This window comes from Mesorhizobium sp. MC2-1-1 (genome assembly GCF_057597255.1).
Map to the genome: position 1 here is coordinate 1540783 of NZ_CP195205.1, position 15376 is coordinate 1556158.

Genomic DNA, 15376 nt, shown 5'->3' on the forward strand with positions numbered 1-15376 from the left:
TGAACGGGTGGGAGGCGAAGACGGCACAGCCGGCCGTTGGAACCGCACCACCAGACTGCAACCGCCGGCATTGCCCGAAAATGGGGCCGGCATGAGAAAAGGCAGGAATAGAGATGGCTAAGAAAGTTGCAGGCCAGCTCAAGCTCCAGGTTGCCGCGGGCTCGGCCACGCCGTCGCCCCCGATCGGCCCGGCGCTTGGTCAGCGCGGCATCAATATCATGGAGTTCTGCAAGGCGTTCAACGCGCAGACCCAGGAGCTCGAGAAGGGATCGCCGATCCCGGTCGTCATCACCTACTACCAGGACAAGTCGTTCACCTTCGTCATGAAGACGCCGCCGGTGAGCTACTTCCTGAAGAAGGCCGCCAACCTGAAGTCGGGCTCCAAGGAGCCGGGCAAGACCAAGGTTGGCACGATCAGCCGCGACAAGGTACGCGCGATCGCCGAGCAGAAGATGAAGGACCTGAACGCAAACGACGTCGAGGCGGCCATGCGCATGGTTGAGGGCTCCGCCCGCTCGATGGGCCTGGAAGTGGTGGGCTAAGATCATGGCAAAGATTGCAAAGCGTGTTGCCAAGAGCCGCGAAGGCATCGATCCGAACAAGGCTTACGCCCTCTCCGAGGCGCTGCAGCTGCTCAAGGACCGGTCCAAGGTGAAGTTCGACGAGACCGTCGAGGTCTCGATGAATCTAGGCGTCGATCCGCGCCATGCCGACCAGATGGTCCGCGGCGTTGTCAACCTGCCGAACGGCACCGGCCGCTCGGTGCGCGTCGCGGTATTCGCCCGTGGCGACAAGGCCGAGGAAGCCAAAGCCGCCGGCGCCGATATCGTTGGCGCCGAAGACTTGGTCGAGATCGTCCAGAAGGGCACGATCGATTTCGATCGCTGCATCGCCACCCCGGACATGATGCCGCTGGTCGGCCGTCTGGGTAAGGTGCTTGGCCCGCGCGGCATGATGCCGAACCCGAAGGTCGGCACCGTGACCACCGATGTGGCCGCGGCCGTCAAGGCTTCGAAGGGCGGCGCCGTCGAGTTCCGCGTCGAGAAGGCCGGCATTGTCCAGGCCGGCGTCGGCAAGGTCTCGTTCGATGTCAAGGCGCTGGAAGAGAATGTCCGCGCCTTCGCCGACGCGGTGAACAAGGCCAAGCCTGCGGGCGCCAAGGGCAACTACGTCAAGAAGGTGTCGGTCACCTCGACGATGGGCCCCGGCCTCAAGCTCGACATCGCGACGCTCGCCGCGTCGTAAGTGTCGCCTGACCGGCTGAGGCCGGTCGTTGGAGCATGATCCCGAACAGCGGGAACCGGTGTTCGGTAAAGGTCATGCTCCACAGAGAATTCCGGACCGCCGATCCGTTGGCGGTCCGGTAACCCGGAAGCTGAAAGGTTTCCGGATATCCTGTCCGAGATTGCAGGCGGCCCGAGTCTTAGTTTGAGGATGGGGGCCTTAATTCATGTGGGCCTGCATGAGACGGGTGAAGACCCGACAATGGAGCAGGTGCTCCAATGAAAGGTTCGAACCGTGTTTGCCTTTTGTCAGCACATCGCCGGCTTGCCGACGGTGTGGCGAAAAGGGGGCAGGATCCTCGAGCGCCGTTCGGGAGATCCAGGATTTGGATGGCCCGGCCGGCAAAAGGCAACCCGACTTCTGACCTCGAAAATGAGGCAGGGGTCAACTGGAGATAGGCAGTGGACAGAGCGGAAAAGCGCGAACTCGTCACGGGCCTGAATGATGCGTTCTCGAACGCGGGTTCAGTCGTCGTGGCCCACTACGCCGGTATCACCGTGGCGCAAATGAACGACCTGCGGTCGAAGATGCGCGCTGCCGGCGGCACCGTCAAAGTCGCGAAGAACCGTCTCGCCAAGATCGCTCTTCAGGGCACGGACTCCGCATCGATCATCGATCTGTTCAAGGGACAGACGCTGGTCGCTTATTCGGAGGATCCGATTGCGGCGCCGAAGGTCGCGTCCGAATTCGCCAAGGGGAATGACAAGTTGATCATTCTCGGCGGCGCGATGGGCTCGACCTCGCTCAACGCCGATGGTGTCAAGGCACTCGCCACGATGCCGTCGCTCGACGAGCTGCGCGCCAAGCTGGTTGGCATGATCGCCACGCCGGCAACCCGGATCGCCCAGATCGTCAATGCGCCTGCGGCTTCGGTCGCGCGCGTCATCGGCGCTTACGCCCGGAAGGACGAGGCGGCATGAGGCCGTTCCTCGCTGTCAACAACACACGTTCGAACCAAGTAAAGGAATATCAAAATGGCTGATCTCGCGAAGATCGTAGACGACCTTTCGAAGTTGACCGTCCTCGAGGCGGCTGAGCTGTCGAAGCTCCTGGAAGAGAAGTGGGGCGTTTCGGCCGCCGCTCCGGTGGCTGTTGCCGCCGCTGCCGGCGGTGCCGCCGCTGCCGCTGCTCCGGCTGAAGAGAAGACGGAATTCGACGTCGTTCTCGCCGATGCCGGCGCCCAGAAGATCAACGTCATCAAGGAAGTCCGCGCCATCACCGGCCTTGGCCTCAAGGAAGCCAAGGACCTGGTCGAAGCGGCTCCGAAGCCGGTCAAGGAAGGCGTTTCCAAGGCCGACGCCGACAAGTTCAAGGCTCAGCTGGAAGCGGCTGGCGCCAAGGTCGAGCTGAAGTAACAGGCGAGGGCGGACGGTCTCGCGCCGTCCGCCCCCTTCCTCGCAAGGGAGGGTTCGTTGCGCGAGGCGTTCGAGAACCTTTTTCCTGAGGGCCGCAAGCGGCCTTCCGGAAACGGGTTTTCTCCCGTTTTAGCCGGTAGCCGCCGAGTCATCGGAAGGGGCGGCCGGGAAAACAGAATCGGGGCAGCCGCCGAGGCCGCCCTTTGGTGCAAGGCGAGCCGCGGCGAGGCTCGTCCCGAGTTTAGAGCTAAGGAGCGACGATGGCCCAGACCCAGACTTTCAATGGCCGCAGACGCGTACGCAAGTTCTTCGGTAAGATCCCGGAAGTTGCGGAGATGCCGAACCTCATCGAGGTTCAGAAGGCATCCTATGACCAGTTCCTGATGGTGGACGAGCCCAAGGGCGGCCGTCCGGATGAAGGGCTGCAGGCCGTTTTCAAGTCGGTCTTCCCGATCTCCGACTTTTCCGGCTCCTCGATGCTGGAGTTCGTGAAGTATGAGTTCGAGGCACCGAAATTCGACGTTGACGAGTGCCGTCAGCGCGACCTGACCTATGCAGCGCCGCTCAAGGTGACGTTGCGCCTCATTGTGTTCGATATCGACGAGGATACGGGCGCGAAGTCGATCAAGGACATCAAGGAGCAGGACGTCTACATGGGCGACATGCCGCTCATGACGTCGAACGGCACCTTCATCGTCAACGGCACCGAGCGCGTCATCGTCTCGCAGATGCACCGTTCGCCGGGCGTCTTCTTCGACCATGACAAGGGCAAGTCGCACTCGTCGGGCAAGCTCCTGTTTGCCGCGCGCGTCATCCCCTATCGCGGTTCGTGGCTCGACATCGAGTTCGATAGCAAGGACGTCGTGCACGCCCGCATCGACCGCCGCCGCAAGATCCCGGTGACGTCGCTCTTGATGGCGCTCGGCATGGACGGCGAGGAGATCCTGTCGACCTTCTACAACAAGATCACCTACAAGCGCTCGGGCGACCATTGGCGCATCCCCTTCAACGTCGAGCGGTTCCGCGGCCTCAAGGCTGTCGGCGACCTGGTCGACGCCGACACTGGCGAGATCGTCGTCGAGGCCGGCAAGAAGATCACCGCCCGCCAGGCTCGCCAGCTTGGCGAGAAGGGTCTCAAGGCCATCAAGGCGACCGACGAGGACCTGCTCGGCAACTATCTCGCCGAGGACATCGTCAACTACGCCACCGGCAAGATCTTCCTCGAAGCCGGCGATGAGATCGACGACAAGACGCTGAAGGTTCTGCTCGGCACCGGCGAGGACGAGATCCAGATCCTGGACATCGACCACGTCAATGTCGGCGCCTACATCCGCAACACCTTGGCCGTCGACAAGAACGAGAGCCGCCAGGACGCGCTGTTCGACATCTACCGCGTCATGCGCCCGGGCGAGCCGCCGACGCTGGAGACCGCCGAAGCCATGTTCAACTCGCTGTTCTTCGACAGCGAGCGCTACGACCTGTCGGCCGTCGGCCGCGTCAAGATGAACATGCGCCTCGAGCTCAAGGCCGAGGACACCGTGCGTGTGCTGCGCAAGGAAGACATCCTGGCCGTGGTCAAGACGCTGGTCGAGCTGCGCGACGGCAAGGGCGAGATCGACGACATCGACAATCTCGGCAACCGCCGCGTGCGTTCGGTCGGCGAGCTCATGGAGAACCAGTACCGCGTCGGCCTGCTGCGCATGGAGCGCGCGATCAAGGAACGTATGTCCTCGATCGAGATCGATACGGTCATGCCGCAGGATCTGATCAACGCCAAGCCGGCGGCCGCCGCCGTGCGCGAGTTCTTCGGTTCCTCGCAGCTGTCGCAGTTCATGGACCAGACCAACCCGCTGTCGGAGATCACCCACAAGCGCCGCCTGTCGGCGCTCGGACCGGGCGGTCTGACCCGCGAGCGCGCGGGCTTCGAGGTCCGCGACGTGCACCCGACGCATTATGGCCGCATCTGCCCGATCGAGACTCCGGAAGGCCCGAATATTGGTCTGATCAACTCGCTGGCAACCTTCGCGCGCGTCAACAAGTACGGCTTCATCGAAAGCCCGTATCGCAAGATCGTGGGCGGCAAGCTGACCAACGAGGTCGTCTACCTGTCGGCGATGGAAGAGGCCAAGCACTATGTCGCGCAGGCCAACGCCGAGCTCGACAAGAACGGCAGCTTCGTCGACGAGTTCGTCATTTGCCGTAACGCCGGCGAAGTGATGATGGCGCCGCGCGAAAACGTCGACCTGATGGACGTCTCGCCGAAGCAGATGGTGTCGGTCGCGGCGGCGCTCATCCCGTTCCTCGAGAACGACGACGCCAACCGCGCGCTGATGGGCTCGAACATGCAGCGTCAGGCCGTGCCGCTGGTGCGGGCCGAGGCGCCGTTCGTCGGGACCGGCATGGAGCCGATCGTCGCCCGTGACTCGGGCGCCGCCATCGGCGCCCGCCGCGGAGGCGTGGTCGACCAGGTGGATGCGACCCGTATCGTCATCCGCGCCACGGAAGACCTCGATCCGGGCAAGTCCGGCGTTGACATCTACCGCCTGATGAAGTTCCAGCGTTCGAACCAGAACACCTGCATCAACCAGCGTCCGCTGGTGCGCATGGGCGACCGCGTCAACAAGGGCGACATCATTGCCGACGGTCCGTCGACCGAGCTCGGCGATCTGGCGCTCGGCCGCAACGTGCTGGTCGCGTTCATGCCGTGGAACGGCTACAACTACGAGGACTCGATCCTGCTCTCCGAGCGCATCGTGGCCGACGACGTCTTCACCTCGATCCATATCGAGGAGTTCGAGGTCATGGCACGCGACACCAAGCTCGGGCCGGAGGAAATCACGCGCGACATTCCGAACGTTTCGGAAGAGGCGCTGAAGAACCTTGACGAGGCTGGCATCGTCTATATCGGTGCCGAGGTGCAGCCGGGCGATATCCTGGTCGGCAAGATCACGCCGAAGGGCGAAAGCCCCATGACCCCGGAAGAAAAGCTTCTGCGCGCCATCTTCGGCGAAAAGGCCTCGGACGTCCGCGACACCTCCATGCGCATGCCTCCGGGCACCTTCGGCACGGTCGTCGAAGTGCGCGTCTTCAACCGCCACGGCGTGGAGAAGGACGAGCGCGCCATGGCGATCGAACGCGAGGAGATCGAGCGTCTCGCCAAGGACCGCGACGACGAGCAGGCGATCCTGGACCGCAACGTCTATGCGCGTCTTTCCGACATGCTGGTCGGCAAGGAAGCGATCGCAGGGCCGAAGGGCTTCAAGAAGGGCTCGAAGCTGTCGAAGGACACGCTCGACGAGTATCCGCGTTCGCAGTGGTGGCAGTTCGCCGTGGAGAACGAGAAGCTCCAGGGCGAGCTCGAGGCTCTGCGCGGGCAGTATGACGAGTCCAAGAAGGCGCTTGAGCAGCGCTTCATGGACAAGGTCGAGAAGGTGCAGCGCGGCGACGAAATGCCTCCGGGCGTCATGAAGATGGTCAAGGTCTTCGTGGCGGTGAAGCGCAAGATGCAGCCTGGCGACAAGATGGCCGGCCGTCACGGCAACAAGGGTGTCGTGTCGCGCATCGTTCCGGTCGAGGACATGCCTTTCCTCGAGGACGGCACGCATGCCGATATCGTGCTCAACCCGCTGGGTGTGCCGAGCCGCATGAATGTCGGCCAGATCCTGGAAACGCATCTGGGATGGGCTTGCGCCGGCATGGGCAGGAAGATCGGCGAGCTGATCGACGCGTACAAGAGCGGCGGCGACATCAAGCCTCTGCGCAAGACGCTGGAAAGCTTCATGCCGGCCAACGACCGCAACGAACCGATCCGCGAGTATGACGACGAGAGCATCGTTCGCCTGAGCGAGCAGATGCGCCGCGGCGTCTCCATCGCGACACCGGTGTTCGACGGCGCGCACGAGGCCGACATCAACACCATGCTGGAGCAGGCAGGCCTGCACACCAGCGGTCAGTCGCAGCTCTATGACGGCCGCACCGGCGAGCCGTTCGATCGCAAGGTGACGATGGGCTACATCTACATGCTCAAGCTGCATCACCTGGTGGACGACAAGATCCACGCGCGTTCGATCGGTCCGTACTCGCTCGTCACCCAGCAGCCGCTCGGCGGCAAGGCGCAGTTCGGCGGCCAGCGCTTCGGCGAAATGGAGGTCTGGGCGCTCGAAGCCTACGGCGCCGCCTACACGCTGCAGGAAATGCTGACGGTGAAGTCGGACGACGTAGCCGGCCGCACCAAGGTCTACGAGGCGATCGTACGCGGCGACGACACGTTCGAGGCGGGCATTCCGGAGAGCTTCAACGTTCTCGTCAAGGAAATGCGTTCGCTGGGTCTCAATGTCGAACTGGAAAACACCCAGGTCGAGGAGGCCCCGACGCGCCTGCCCGACGCAGCCGAGTAACGGCCATGGCGCGCCGCGCTTTGAAGACGCGGCGCGCTCTTCGAAATCTACGGCCGGTTTGACCGGCCAGTCTGCGGACATTTCGTCCGCGATCGATTGAAGGGGTTATCGAGGACCCCGAAAAGGAGAACGGCATGAACCAAGAGGTCATGAATCTCTTCAACCCGCAGGCCCCTGCGCAGGTGTTCGATTCCATCCGGATCTCGCTTGCCAGCCCAGAGAAGATTCTGTCCTGGTCATTCGGCGAGATCAAGAAGCCGGAGACCATCAACTACCGCACCTTCAAGCCGGAGCGTGACGGCCTGTTCTGCGCGCGCATTTTTGGCCCGATCAAGGACTATGAGTGCTTGTGCGGCAAGTACAAGCGCATGAAGTACAAGGGCGTCATCTGCGAAAAGTGCGGCGTCGAAGTCACGCTGTCGCGCGTTCGCCGCGAGCGCATGGGCCATATCGAGCTCGCCGCGCCCGTCGCCCATATCTGGTTCCTGAAGTCGCTGCCCTCGCGCATCGGCACGCTGCTCGACATGACGCTCAAGGACATCGAGCGTGTGCTTTACTTCGAGAACTATATCGTCACCGAGCCGGGCCTCACCGCGCTGAAGGAGAACCAGCTCCTCAGCGAGGAAGAGTACATGCTTGCCGTCGACGAATATGGCGAGGATTCCTTCACCGCCATGATCGGCGCAGAGGCCATTCACGACCTTCTGGCCGGCATGGATCTGGAGAAGATCGCCGGCGACCTGCGTTCGGAGCTGGCTTCGACCACGTCCGAGCTCAAGCAGAAGAAGTATCTGAAGCGGCTCAAGGTCGTTGAGAACTTCATGGAGTCCGGCAACCGTCCGGAATGGATGATCATGAAAGTGGTTCCGGTGATCCCGCCGGACCTGCGCCCGCTTGTCCCGCTGGACGGCGGCCGTTTCGCCACATCCGACCTCAACGACCTCTATCGCCGTGTCATCAACCGCAACAACCGCCTGAAGCGGCTGATCGAGTTGCGCGCGCCCGGCATCATCGTGCGCAACGAAAAGCGCATGTTGCAGGAAGCCGTCGACGCGTTGTTCGACAATGGCCGTCGCGGCCGCGTCATCACCGGCGCCAACAAGCGCCCGCTGAAGTCGCTGTCCGACATGCTCAAGGGCAAGCAGGGCCGGTTCCGCCAGAACCTGCTCGGCAAGCGCGTCGACTATTCCGGCCGCTCGGTCATCGTGACCGGTCCGGAGCTGAAGCTGCATCAGTGCGGCCTGCCGAAGAAGATGGCGCTGGAGCTCTTCAAGCCGTTCATCTACGCCCGCCTCGACGCCAAGGGTTTCTCCTCGACCGTCAAGCAGGCGAAGAAGCTGGTCGAGAAGGAGCGTCCGGAAGTCTGGGATATCCTGGACGAGGTGATCCGCGAGCACCCTGTGCTCCTGAACCGCGCGCCGACGCTGCACCGCCTCGGTATCCAGGCGTTCGAGCCGACCCTGATCGAAGGCAAGGCGATCCAGTTGCATCCGCTGGTCTGCACCGCCTTCAACGCCGACTTCGACGGCGACCAGATGGCGGTCCACGTGCCGCTGTCCCTGGAAGCGCAGCTCGAGGCGCGCGTGCTGATGATGTCGACCAACAACATCCTGCACCCGGCCTCCGGCGCGCCGATCATCGTGCCATCGCAAGACATGGTTCTCGGTCTCTACTATCTCTCGATCGTCAACCAGAACGAGCCGGGCGAAGGCATGATATTTGCCGACATGGGCGAGCTTCAGCATGCGCTGGAGACCAAGGCCGTGACGCTGCATGCCAAGATCAAAGGCCGCTTCCGGACTGTCGATGCCGAAGGCAACGTCGTGTCGAAGATCTACGACACCACGCCTGGCCGCATGATCATCGGCGAACTTCTGCCGAAGAACGTCAACGTGCCCTATGAGACCGCCAACCAGGAGATGACCAAGAAGAACATCTCCAAGATGATCGACACCGTCTACCGCCACTGCGGTCAGAAAGAGACGGTCATCTTCTGCGATCGCATCATGGCGCTCGGCTTTGCCCATGCCTGCCGTGCCGGCATTTCGTTCGGCAAGGACGACATGCTGATCCCGGACAGCAAGCTGAAGCTGGTTTCCGACACCGAGGCTTTGGCCAAGGAATACGAGCAGCAGTACAATGACGGCCTGATCACCCAGGGCGAAAAGTACAACAAGGTCGTCGACGCCTGGGCCAAGTGCTCGGAAAAGGTCGCCGACGAGATGATGGCGCGTATCAAGGCGGTGGAATTCGAGGACAACGGCCGCCAGAAGCCGATGAACTCGATCTACATGATGTCGCATTCGGGTGCGCGCGGTTCGCCCACCCAGATGCGTCAGCTCGCCGGCATGCGCGGCCTTATGGCCAAGCCGTCGGGTGAAATCATCGAGACGCCGATCATCTCGAACTTCAAGGAAGGCCTGACCGTGCTCGAGTACTTCAACTCGACCCACGGCGCCCGCAAGGGTCTGGCCGACACCGCCTTGAAGACGGCGAACTCGGGTTACCTGACCCGCCGTCTCGTCGACGTGGCGCAGGACTGCATCGTCAACTCCGTGGATTGCGGCACCGACAAGGGCCTCACCATGCAGCCGATCGTCGATGCAGGTCAGGTTGTGGCATCGGTCGGCCAGCGCGTGCTGGGCCGCACCGCGCTCGACGACATCAACCATCCGGTGACCGGCGATCTGCTGGTCAAGGCCGGCACGCTGATGGACGAGCGCGATGTGGAGCAGATCGAAAAGGCCGGCGTGCAGTCGGTCCGCATCCGCTCGGCGCTGACCTGCGAGGTCAGGACCGGCGTGTGCGCCGTCTGCTACGGTCGCGACCTGGCCCGCGGCACCCCTGTCAATCAGGGCGAGGCCGTCGGCGTCATCGCGGCGCAGTCGATCGGCGAGCCGGGCACCCAGCTCACCATGCGTACCTTCCACATGGGCGGCACGGCGCAGGTGGTGGACAGCTCGTTCCTTGAAGCCTCCTATGAGGGCAAGGTTCAGATCCGCAACCGCAACGTGGTGCGCAACTCGGAAGGCCAGCAGATGGTCATGGGCCGCAACATGGCGGTTCTCATCCTCGATGAGACCGGCAAGGAGCGCGCCACGCACCGTGTCGCCTATGGTTCGCGCATCTTCGTGGACGATGGCGATAAGGTGAAGCGCGGCCAGCGTATCGCCGAGTGGGATCCCTATACCCGCCCGATCCTCACCGAAATCGAGGGTCGCGTGGCGTTCGAGGATCTGGTCGACGGCATCTCCGTCCAGGAGACGGCCGACGAGTTTACCGGCATCACCAAGCGCGAGGTCATCGACTGGCGTTCGACGCCGCGCGGCAGCGACCTGAAGCCCGCGATCGTCATCCAGGACGCCAAGGGCAAGGTCGGCAAGCTGTCGAAGGGCGGCGATGCGCGTTTCCTGCTCTCGGTCGAGGCCATCCTCTCGGTCGAGCCGGGCGCCCATGTGAAGCCTGGCGACGTGCTGGCGCGTATCCCGATGGAAAGCGCCAAGACCAAGGACATCACCGGTGGTCTGCCGCGCGTTGCGGAACTGTTCGAGGCTCGCCGTCCGAAGGATCACGCCATCATCGCCGAGATCGATGGCACGATCCGCTTCGGCCGCGACTACAAGAACAAGCGCCGCATCATCATCGAGCCGCATGACTCGACGCTTGAGCCGGTGGAGTACCTGATCCCGAAGGGCAAGCCGTTCCATCTTCAGGACGGCGACGTCATCGAGAAGGGCGACTACATCCTCGACGGCAATCCGGCCCCGCACGACATCCTGGCGATCAAGGGCGTGGAGGCTCTTGCCTCCTATCTCGTCAACGAAATCCAGGAGGTCTACCGTCTGCAGGGCGTGTCGATCAACGACAAGCACATCGAAGTGATCGTTCGCCAGATGCTGCAGAAGGTCGAGATCACCGTCCAGGGCGACTCGACCTACATCCCGGGCGACCACGTCGACGTGATCGAGCTGGAAGAGGTCAACGAGCGACTGATCGAGGACGGCAAGAAGCCGGCCGAAGGTCAGCCGGTGCTGCTGGGCATCACCAAGGCCTCGCTGCAGACGCCGTCGTTCATCTCGGCCGCCTCCTTCCAGGAGACGACCAGGGTGCTTACCGAGGCGGCAGTTGCCGGCAAGACCGACATGCTGCAGGGCCTGAAGGAAAACGTCATCGTCGGCCGTCTGATCCCGGCCGGCACGGGCGGCACGATGAGCCAGATCAGGCGCATCGCCACCTCGCGCGACGAGCTCATCATCGATGAGCGCCGCAAGGCCTCAGGTGTCGAGGTTGCCGAGCCCATGCTGACCGACATGATCAGCGCCGCGCAGTAAGCGGTATGATACGAGAATAGGAAGAGGGGCCCACGCGGCCCCTTTTCGCATTTTTGGCTACACGAAAGAGGAAGAGACATGAGCAGCAAGACCTGGACGGCTGTCGACGACTATATCGTTGCCTCTCTTTTCGAAGCGGATCCCGTGCTGGATGCCGTGCTCAAGGCCAACCGCGATCAGGGCCTGCCGGCGATCGACGTCTCGGCCGCGCAGGGCAAGCTGCTGGCGCTGCTGGTGCGCATCCGTGGCGCGAAGAAGGTGCTTGAGGTCGGCACGCTTGGCGGGTACTCGACCATCTGGATGGCGAGGGGATTACCGAAGGACGGCAAGGTCGTGACGCTGGAGCTCGATCCGCACCACGCCAAGGTCGCGCGTTCGAATTTCGAGCGGGCAGGGGTTTCCGACAAGACCGATCTGCGGGTCGGTCCCGCGCTTCAATCGCTTGCCGCGCTGGTTGACGAGAACGCCGGTCCGTTCGACCTGATCTTCATCGACGCCGACAAACCCAACAACCCGAACTATCTGGCTTCGGCGATGAAGCTGTCGCGCTCCGGCACGGTCATCGTCTGCGACAACGTCATCCGCGACGGCGCCGTGGTGAAGCACAATAGCGGCGATGCCAATGTCGAGGGTGCCCGCGCCGCGTTCTCCTTCATCGGCGGCGAGAAGCGATTGGACGGCACGGCCATCCAGACCGTGGGAGCCAAGGGTTATGACGGATTTGCGATCGCGATCGTGGATTGAGGCCGATCATCACCGGCACTGCTGTTGCAAGGCGGCGTAAACCTAACCCCACAACAATATCAGTGGCGATGCCAGGAACAGGACAGCGGCCAGGATCCACCGGCCGTTGCCGTAGCTGCGCATCTCGGACAGGGGCAGGAATTTGCGTACAAGCATATACCCACCGGCAATCACAGCGCTGTAGACGATCGCCCAAAGGAAGATGCGCCAGCCGCCGCCGAACAGTCCTATTGCGAGACCGAATCCGGTCAGGGCGCCGAGAACGCCGTAGCCGACATCTAACATTAGCGTGGTCGTCGTGGACAGCGGTCGCCAGATGGCCGGGAAGGCGATCGCGATCGCGGCCGTCAGCAGCCAGATGCTGATGATCGCCTCGAGCGTGGAAGATTGGGCGATAGCCGTTGCCACATTGGTAAGATGATCGGGCGTCGACAGGCGCACCAATTGCGCGAGCCAATTGATCAGCGCGGCCCAAAACCAAAGGACAAAGGCGCAAGCCGCAAAGATCGCGAAATTTCCGGCGGAACGCTTCGCAATGTCACTCGGTTCCATTTCCTTCTCCCTTGCCTCTGCAAGGTAGCATCGAAGATGGAAGGTTCAAACGCCAGATGTCTGTCCTTTCATCATGTCGACCGGCCAGACCGTCTCAACTCAGTCGAAGAACACCTCGACCACGTTGCGCTTGCCCAGCATGAAAGCGTCAGCCACGTGCTGCAGCGGCGCGAGATCGACATCGGAAGTTCCGCCGCGAATGATGTCGGCGAAGCGCTTGTAAAGCATCGGATATTCGGCTTCCGGTCCGTCGTGGACGACTTTGCCGTCGACGGCGAGCTTGGCGCCGCCACCAGACAGCACCATCTTGCCCTGGTCGGTCTCAGCCAGGATGTCCCAGCTCTGCGGGCCGGTCTGCAACCAGTCGAGCTCCATCGTCACCGGCAGGCCGGTCGACGTGCGGAAGGCGACATGCGCGGCGACCGGTGCTGCGCGGTTCTCCGGAAAATCGAGCACGGCCTCGGTGATGAACATCGGCGGCAGGATGTGGGTGGCGATCGACAACGCGTTGATGCCGGGATCGAACACACCGAAGCCGCCCGGCTCCCAGATCCATTCCTGGTTCGGGTGCCAGCGGCGCACGTCTTCTTTCCAGTTGATGGCGGCCGAAGTCAGTCTGGCCGAGGCGAGGAAAGCGCGCGCGGCTTCCACCGCCGGCGCATAGCGCGAATGCCAGCTGGCGAAGAGGGAGACCCCGTTCTTTTCGCCCAGCGCCTTGAGGTGCTCGACCTCGCTCACAGTCGCGCCCGGCGGCTTTTCGAGGAACACATGCTTTCCTGCTTCCAGCGCGGTGCGCGCGGCGTCGTAGCGGAACTGCGGCGGCATGCAGAGCGAGACCGCCTCAAGCCCGGGCTCAGCCGCAAGCATCGCCTCGATCGTCGGGTAGTTGGCAATACCGTCGACCTTGCCGTTGCGGCTGGCTGCGGCGACCAGCTGATAATTGGCGTCCTTGGCGACAGCAGGCAGGTGCTGGTCGCGGACGATCTTTCCTACGCCGACGATGCCGAGCTTGATTGTGTTGCTGGTCATGGGAACTCCAGGGAATGAAAGAGGCGTCTAGGCGAGACGGGTTGTCCGGCGGGTCTGGGAAGTGAGGTGCTGACCGCTGTTCAGATCGGCGCTTCGAAGGTGACGATCGAAACCTCGCCCTCCAACGCCCCCTGATAGGCTGACAGATGCGGTTCGTCGTCGGGCTCGCCATCCATGTCGCCGATCTGGTCGAGCTCGGCTTCGGCGTAACCTTCGGCGGCGAGCGATTCGAGCGCTCGGCGCACGGCAGAATCATCGTCGGGAGCGACCAACATCACATGCACGCCTTCCGGCTTGCCGCCCTTCTTCTTCCAGACCCGTCCGGTGATGATGGTGACCGGGCGCTCTTCATTGTCGTTCACGGGCTGATTCCTCGTTTTCCCGGAGATTGTTCAGTTCAAGCCGCCTTTTTGCACGAAGCCGGGGTACAGGACAGCGCAAAGCCGGTCACTTTCTTCCTCGCTCTTGAAAAAAGACGCAAGAAAATTACATGCGTTTTTCGCATGGCTGCCCAGCCTCGGGTTGGGCGCAATATTTGCCTCGCCGGGGTTGACGGACCCTGGGGTTGCGAGTAGAAGCCGCGACGTCAGAACCGATGTGAGGCTTTCCTGTCCGGAGCGACACGCTTTGGAGTTTGCCTCAAACAGGGTTCGTTTTACGAGCGAAAAGACATTTCCGGCGCGCATGAAGCGGCTTCCGCTTCCTCTGCAATTTGTTCGGGCAGGACCGCGAGGCGCGGTGTGTTGCCCGAATTTGCGTATGGAACTGGCGCTTTGAGCGGCCCTGACAGGGCAGACACGGAATTGAGAGACAAGAGGGTTTAATGCCTACCGTCAACCAGCTGATCCGCAAGCCGCGCCTGGCGCCGGTGAAGCGCAACAAGGTCCCGGCCATGCAGCAGAACCCGCAGAAGCGGGGCGTCTGCACGCGCGTCTACACCACGACGCCGAAGAAGCCGAACTCGGCGCTGCGCAAGGTGGCCAAGATTCGCCTGACCAACGGTTTTGAAGTGATCGGCTACATCCCCGGCGAAGGTCACAACCTTCAGGAACACTCGGTGGTCATGATCCGCGGCGGTCGCGTCAAGGATCTGCCGGGCGTCCGCTACCACATCATCCGCGGCGTGCTCGACACGCAGGGTGTGAAGAACCGCAAGCAGCGTCGTTCGAAATACGGCGCCAAGCGTCCGAAGTAAGGGTTTCCCATGTCCCGTCGTCACAGTGCAGAAAAGCGTGAGATCAATCCGGACCCCAAGTTCGGCGATCTGATCGTCACCAAGTTCATGAACGCCGTCATGTATGACGGCAAGAAGTCGGTTGCCGAGACCATCGTCTACGGCGCGCTGGACCAGGTCCAGGCCAAGACCAAGCAGGAGCCTGTCACCGTCTTCCATCAGGCGCTCGACAATGTCGCGCCGCATGTGGAAGTTCGCTCGCGTCGCGTCGGCGGCGCCACCTACCAGGTTCCGGTCGATGTGCGCCCCGAGCGCCGTCAGGCGCTGGCCATCCGCTGGCTGATCGCCGCCGCGCGCAATCGCAACGAGACCACCATGGTCGACCGCCTCTCGGGCGAGCTGATGGACGCGGCCAACAACCGCGGCACGGCCGTCAAGAAGCGTGAAGACACCCACAAGATGGCGGAAGCCAACCGCGCCTTCGCGCACTACCGCTGGTAAAGCGCGAAC

At 62.7% G+C, this 15376-nt stretch carries 13 protein-coding genes; 9 read left to right on the plus strand and 4 right to left on the minus strand.

Going from position 1 to position 15376, the window contains the following annotated elements; translation table 11 throughout:
• Positions 1 to 113: 113 nt before the first annotated feature.
• The 7 genes from rplK to ACR64R_RS07815 all read left to right on the plus strand — a co-directional run bounded on the left by rplK (position 114) and on the right by ACR64R_RS07815 (position 12111).
• Positions 114 to 542, plus strand: a complete 429-nt coding sequence (gene rplK / locus ACR64R_RS07785) for a 50S ribosomal protein L11 (RefSeq protein ID WP_042642146.1) — start codon at positions 114 to 116, stop codon at positions 540 to 542.
• A 4-nt stretch (positions 543 to 546) separates the two neighbouring features.
• Positions 547 to 1245, plus strand: coding sequence for a 50S ribosomal protein L1 (gene rplA, locus ACR64R_RS07790; RefSeq protein ID WP_041010591.1), 699 nt, complete (start codon positions 547 to 549; stop codon positions 1243 to 1245).
• A 440-nt stretch (positions 1246 to 1685) separates the two neighbouring features.
• On the plus strand, positions 1686 to 2204 hold the full coding sequence (gene rplJ / locus ACR64R_RS07795; RefSeq protein ID WP_126061036.1) for a 50S ribosomal protein L10: 519 nt from the start codon (positions 1686 to 1688) through the stop codon (positions 2202 to 2204).
• 54 nt (positions 2205 to 2258) lie between these two features.
• The gene (gene rplL, locus ACR64R_RS07800; protein WP_040983055.1) at positions 2259 to 2639 is read left to right on the plus strand and encodes a 50S ribosomal protein L7/L12; all 381 of its coding nucleotides are present in this window, start codon (positions 2259 to 2261) and stop codon (positions 2637 to 2639) included.
• Between the two features lie 260 nt (positions 2640 to 2899).
• Entirely contained in the window at positions 2900 to 7036 is a 4137-nt protein-coding gene (gene rpoB / locus ACR64R_RS07805; RefSeq protein ID WP_487361096.1) for a DNA-directed RNA polymerase subunit beta, read from the plus strand.
• A 134-nt stretch (positions 7037 to 7170) separates the two neighbouring features.
• Complete coding sequence (gene rpoC / locus ACR64R_RS07810; RefSeq protein ID WP_487361097.1) at positions 7171 to 11367, plus strand: DNA-directed RNA polymerase subunit beta'; 4197 nt, start codon at positions 7171 to 7173, stop codon at positions 11365 to 11367.
• Positions 11368 to 11445: 78 nt separating this feature from the next.
• On the plus strand, positions 11446 to 12111 hold the full coding sequence (locus tag ACR64R_RS07815) for an O-methyltransferase (protein ID WP_487361098.1): 666 nt from the start codon (positions 11446 to 11448) through the stop codon (positions 12109 to 12111).
• Positions 12112 to 12153: 42 nt separating this feature from the next.
• Here ACR64R_RS07815 and ACR64R_RS07820 read toward each other — a convergent pair whose 3' ends face one another.
• The 4 genes from ACR64R_RS07820 to ACR64R_RS07835 all read right to left on the minus strand — a co-directional run bounded on the left by ACR64R_RS07820 (position 12154) and on the right by ACR64R_RS07835 (position 14378).
• Positions 12154 to 12663: a hypothetical protein gene (locus ACR64R_RS07820; protein WP_487361099.1), complete on the minus strand. Its 510-nt coding sequence runs from the start codon at positions 12661 to 12663 to the stop codon at positions 12154 to 12156.
• Between the two features lie 99 nt (positions 12664 to 12762).
• Complete coding sequence (locus tag ACR64R_RS07825; protein WP_487361100.1) at positions 12763 to 13692, minus strand: Gfo/Idh/MocA family protein; 930 nt, start codon at positions 13690 to 13692, stop codon at positions 12763 to 12765.
• An 80-nt stretch (positions 13693 to 13772) separates the two neighbouring features.
• Positions 13773 to 14054: a transcriptional regulator gene (locus tag ACR64R_RS07830; RefSeq protein WP_487361101.1), complete on the minus strand. Its 282-nt coding sequence runs from the start codon at positions 14052 to 14054 to the stop codon at positions 13773 to 13775.
• A gap of 30 nt (positions 14055 to 14084) precedes the next feature.
• Positions 14085 to 14378, minus strand: a complete 294-nt coding sequence (locus tag ACR64R_RS07835) for a hypothetical protein (RefSeq protein WP_487361102.1) — start codon at positions 14376 to 14378, stop codon at positions 14085 to 14087.
• Positions 14379 to 14515: 137 nt separating this feature from the next.
• Here ACR64R_RS07835 and rpsL point away from each other — a divergent pair, with 137 nt between their 5' ends.
• Together rpsL and rpsG are read left to right on the plus strand one after the other, a co-directional pair.
• Entirely contained in the window at positions 14516 to 14887 is a 372-nt protein-coding gene (rpsL, locus tag ACR64R_RS07840; RefSeq protein WP_006202128.1) for a 30S ribosomal protein S12, read from the plus strand.
• 9 nt (positions 14888 to 14896) lie between these two features.
• Entirely contained in the window at positions 14897 to 15367 is a 471-nt protein-coding gene (gene rpsG / locus ACR64R_RS07845; protein WP_027170372.1) for a 30S ribosomal protein S7, read from the plus strand.
• The last annotated feature ends 9 nt before the right edge of the window (positions 15368 to 15376 follow it).

Excerpts from the sequence above, each read along its gene's own strand:
- rplL (WP_040983055.1), top strand. The coding sequence starts at position 2,259 with ATGGCTGATCTCGCGAAGATCGTAGACGACCTTTCGAAGTTGACCGTC.
- rpoB (WP_487361096.1), top strand. The coding sequence starts at position 2,900 with ATGGCCCAGACCCAGACTTTCAATGGCCGCAGACGCGTACGCAAGTTC.
- ACR64R_RS07820 (WP_487361099.1), bottom strand. The coding sequence starts at position 12,663 with ATGGAACCGAGTGACATTGCGAAGCGTTCCGCCGGAAATTTCGCGATC.
- rpsL (WP_006202128.1), top strand. The coding sequence starts at position 14,516 with ATGCCTACCGTCAACCAGCTGATCCGCAAGCCGCGCCTGGCGCCGGTG.
- rplK (WP_042642146.1), top strand. The coding sequence starts at position 114 with ATGGCTAAGAAAGTTGCAGGCCAGCTCAAGCTCCAGGTTGCCGCGGGC.
- ACR64R_RS07825 (WP_487361100.1), bottom strand. The coding sequence starts at position 13,692 with ATGACCAGCAACACAATCAAGCTCGGCATCGTCGGCGTAGGAAAGATC.
- rplA (WP_041010591.1), top strand. The coding sequence starts at position 547 with ATGGCAAAGATTGCAAAGCGTGTTGCCAAGAGCCGCGAAGGCATCGAT.
- ACR64R_RS07835 (WP_487361102.1), bottom strand. The coding sequence starts at position 14,378 with ATGCGCGCCGGAAATGTCTTTTCGCTCGTAAAACGAACCCTGTTTGAG.
- rpoC (WP_487361097.1), top strand. The coding sequence starts at position 7,171 with ATGAACCAAGAGGTCATGAATCTCTTCAACCCGCAGGCCCCTGCGCAG.
- ACR64R_RS07815 (WP_487361098.1), top strand. The coding sequence starts at position 11,446 with ATGAGCAGCAAGACCTGGACGGCTGTCGACGACTATATCGTTGCCTCT.
- rpsG (WP_027170372.1), top strand. The coding sequence starts at position 14,897 with ATGTCCCGTCGTCACAGTGCAGAAAAGCGTGAGATCAATCCGGACCCC.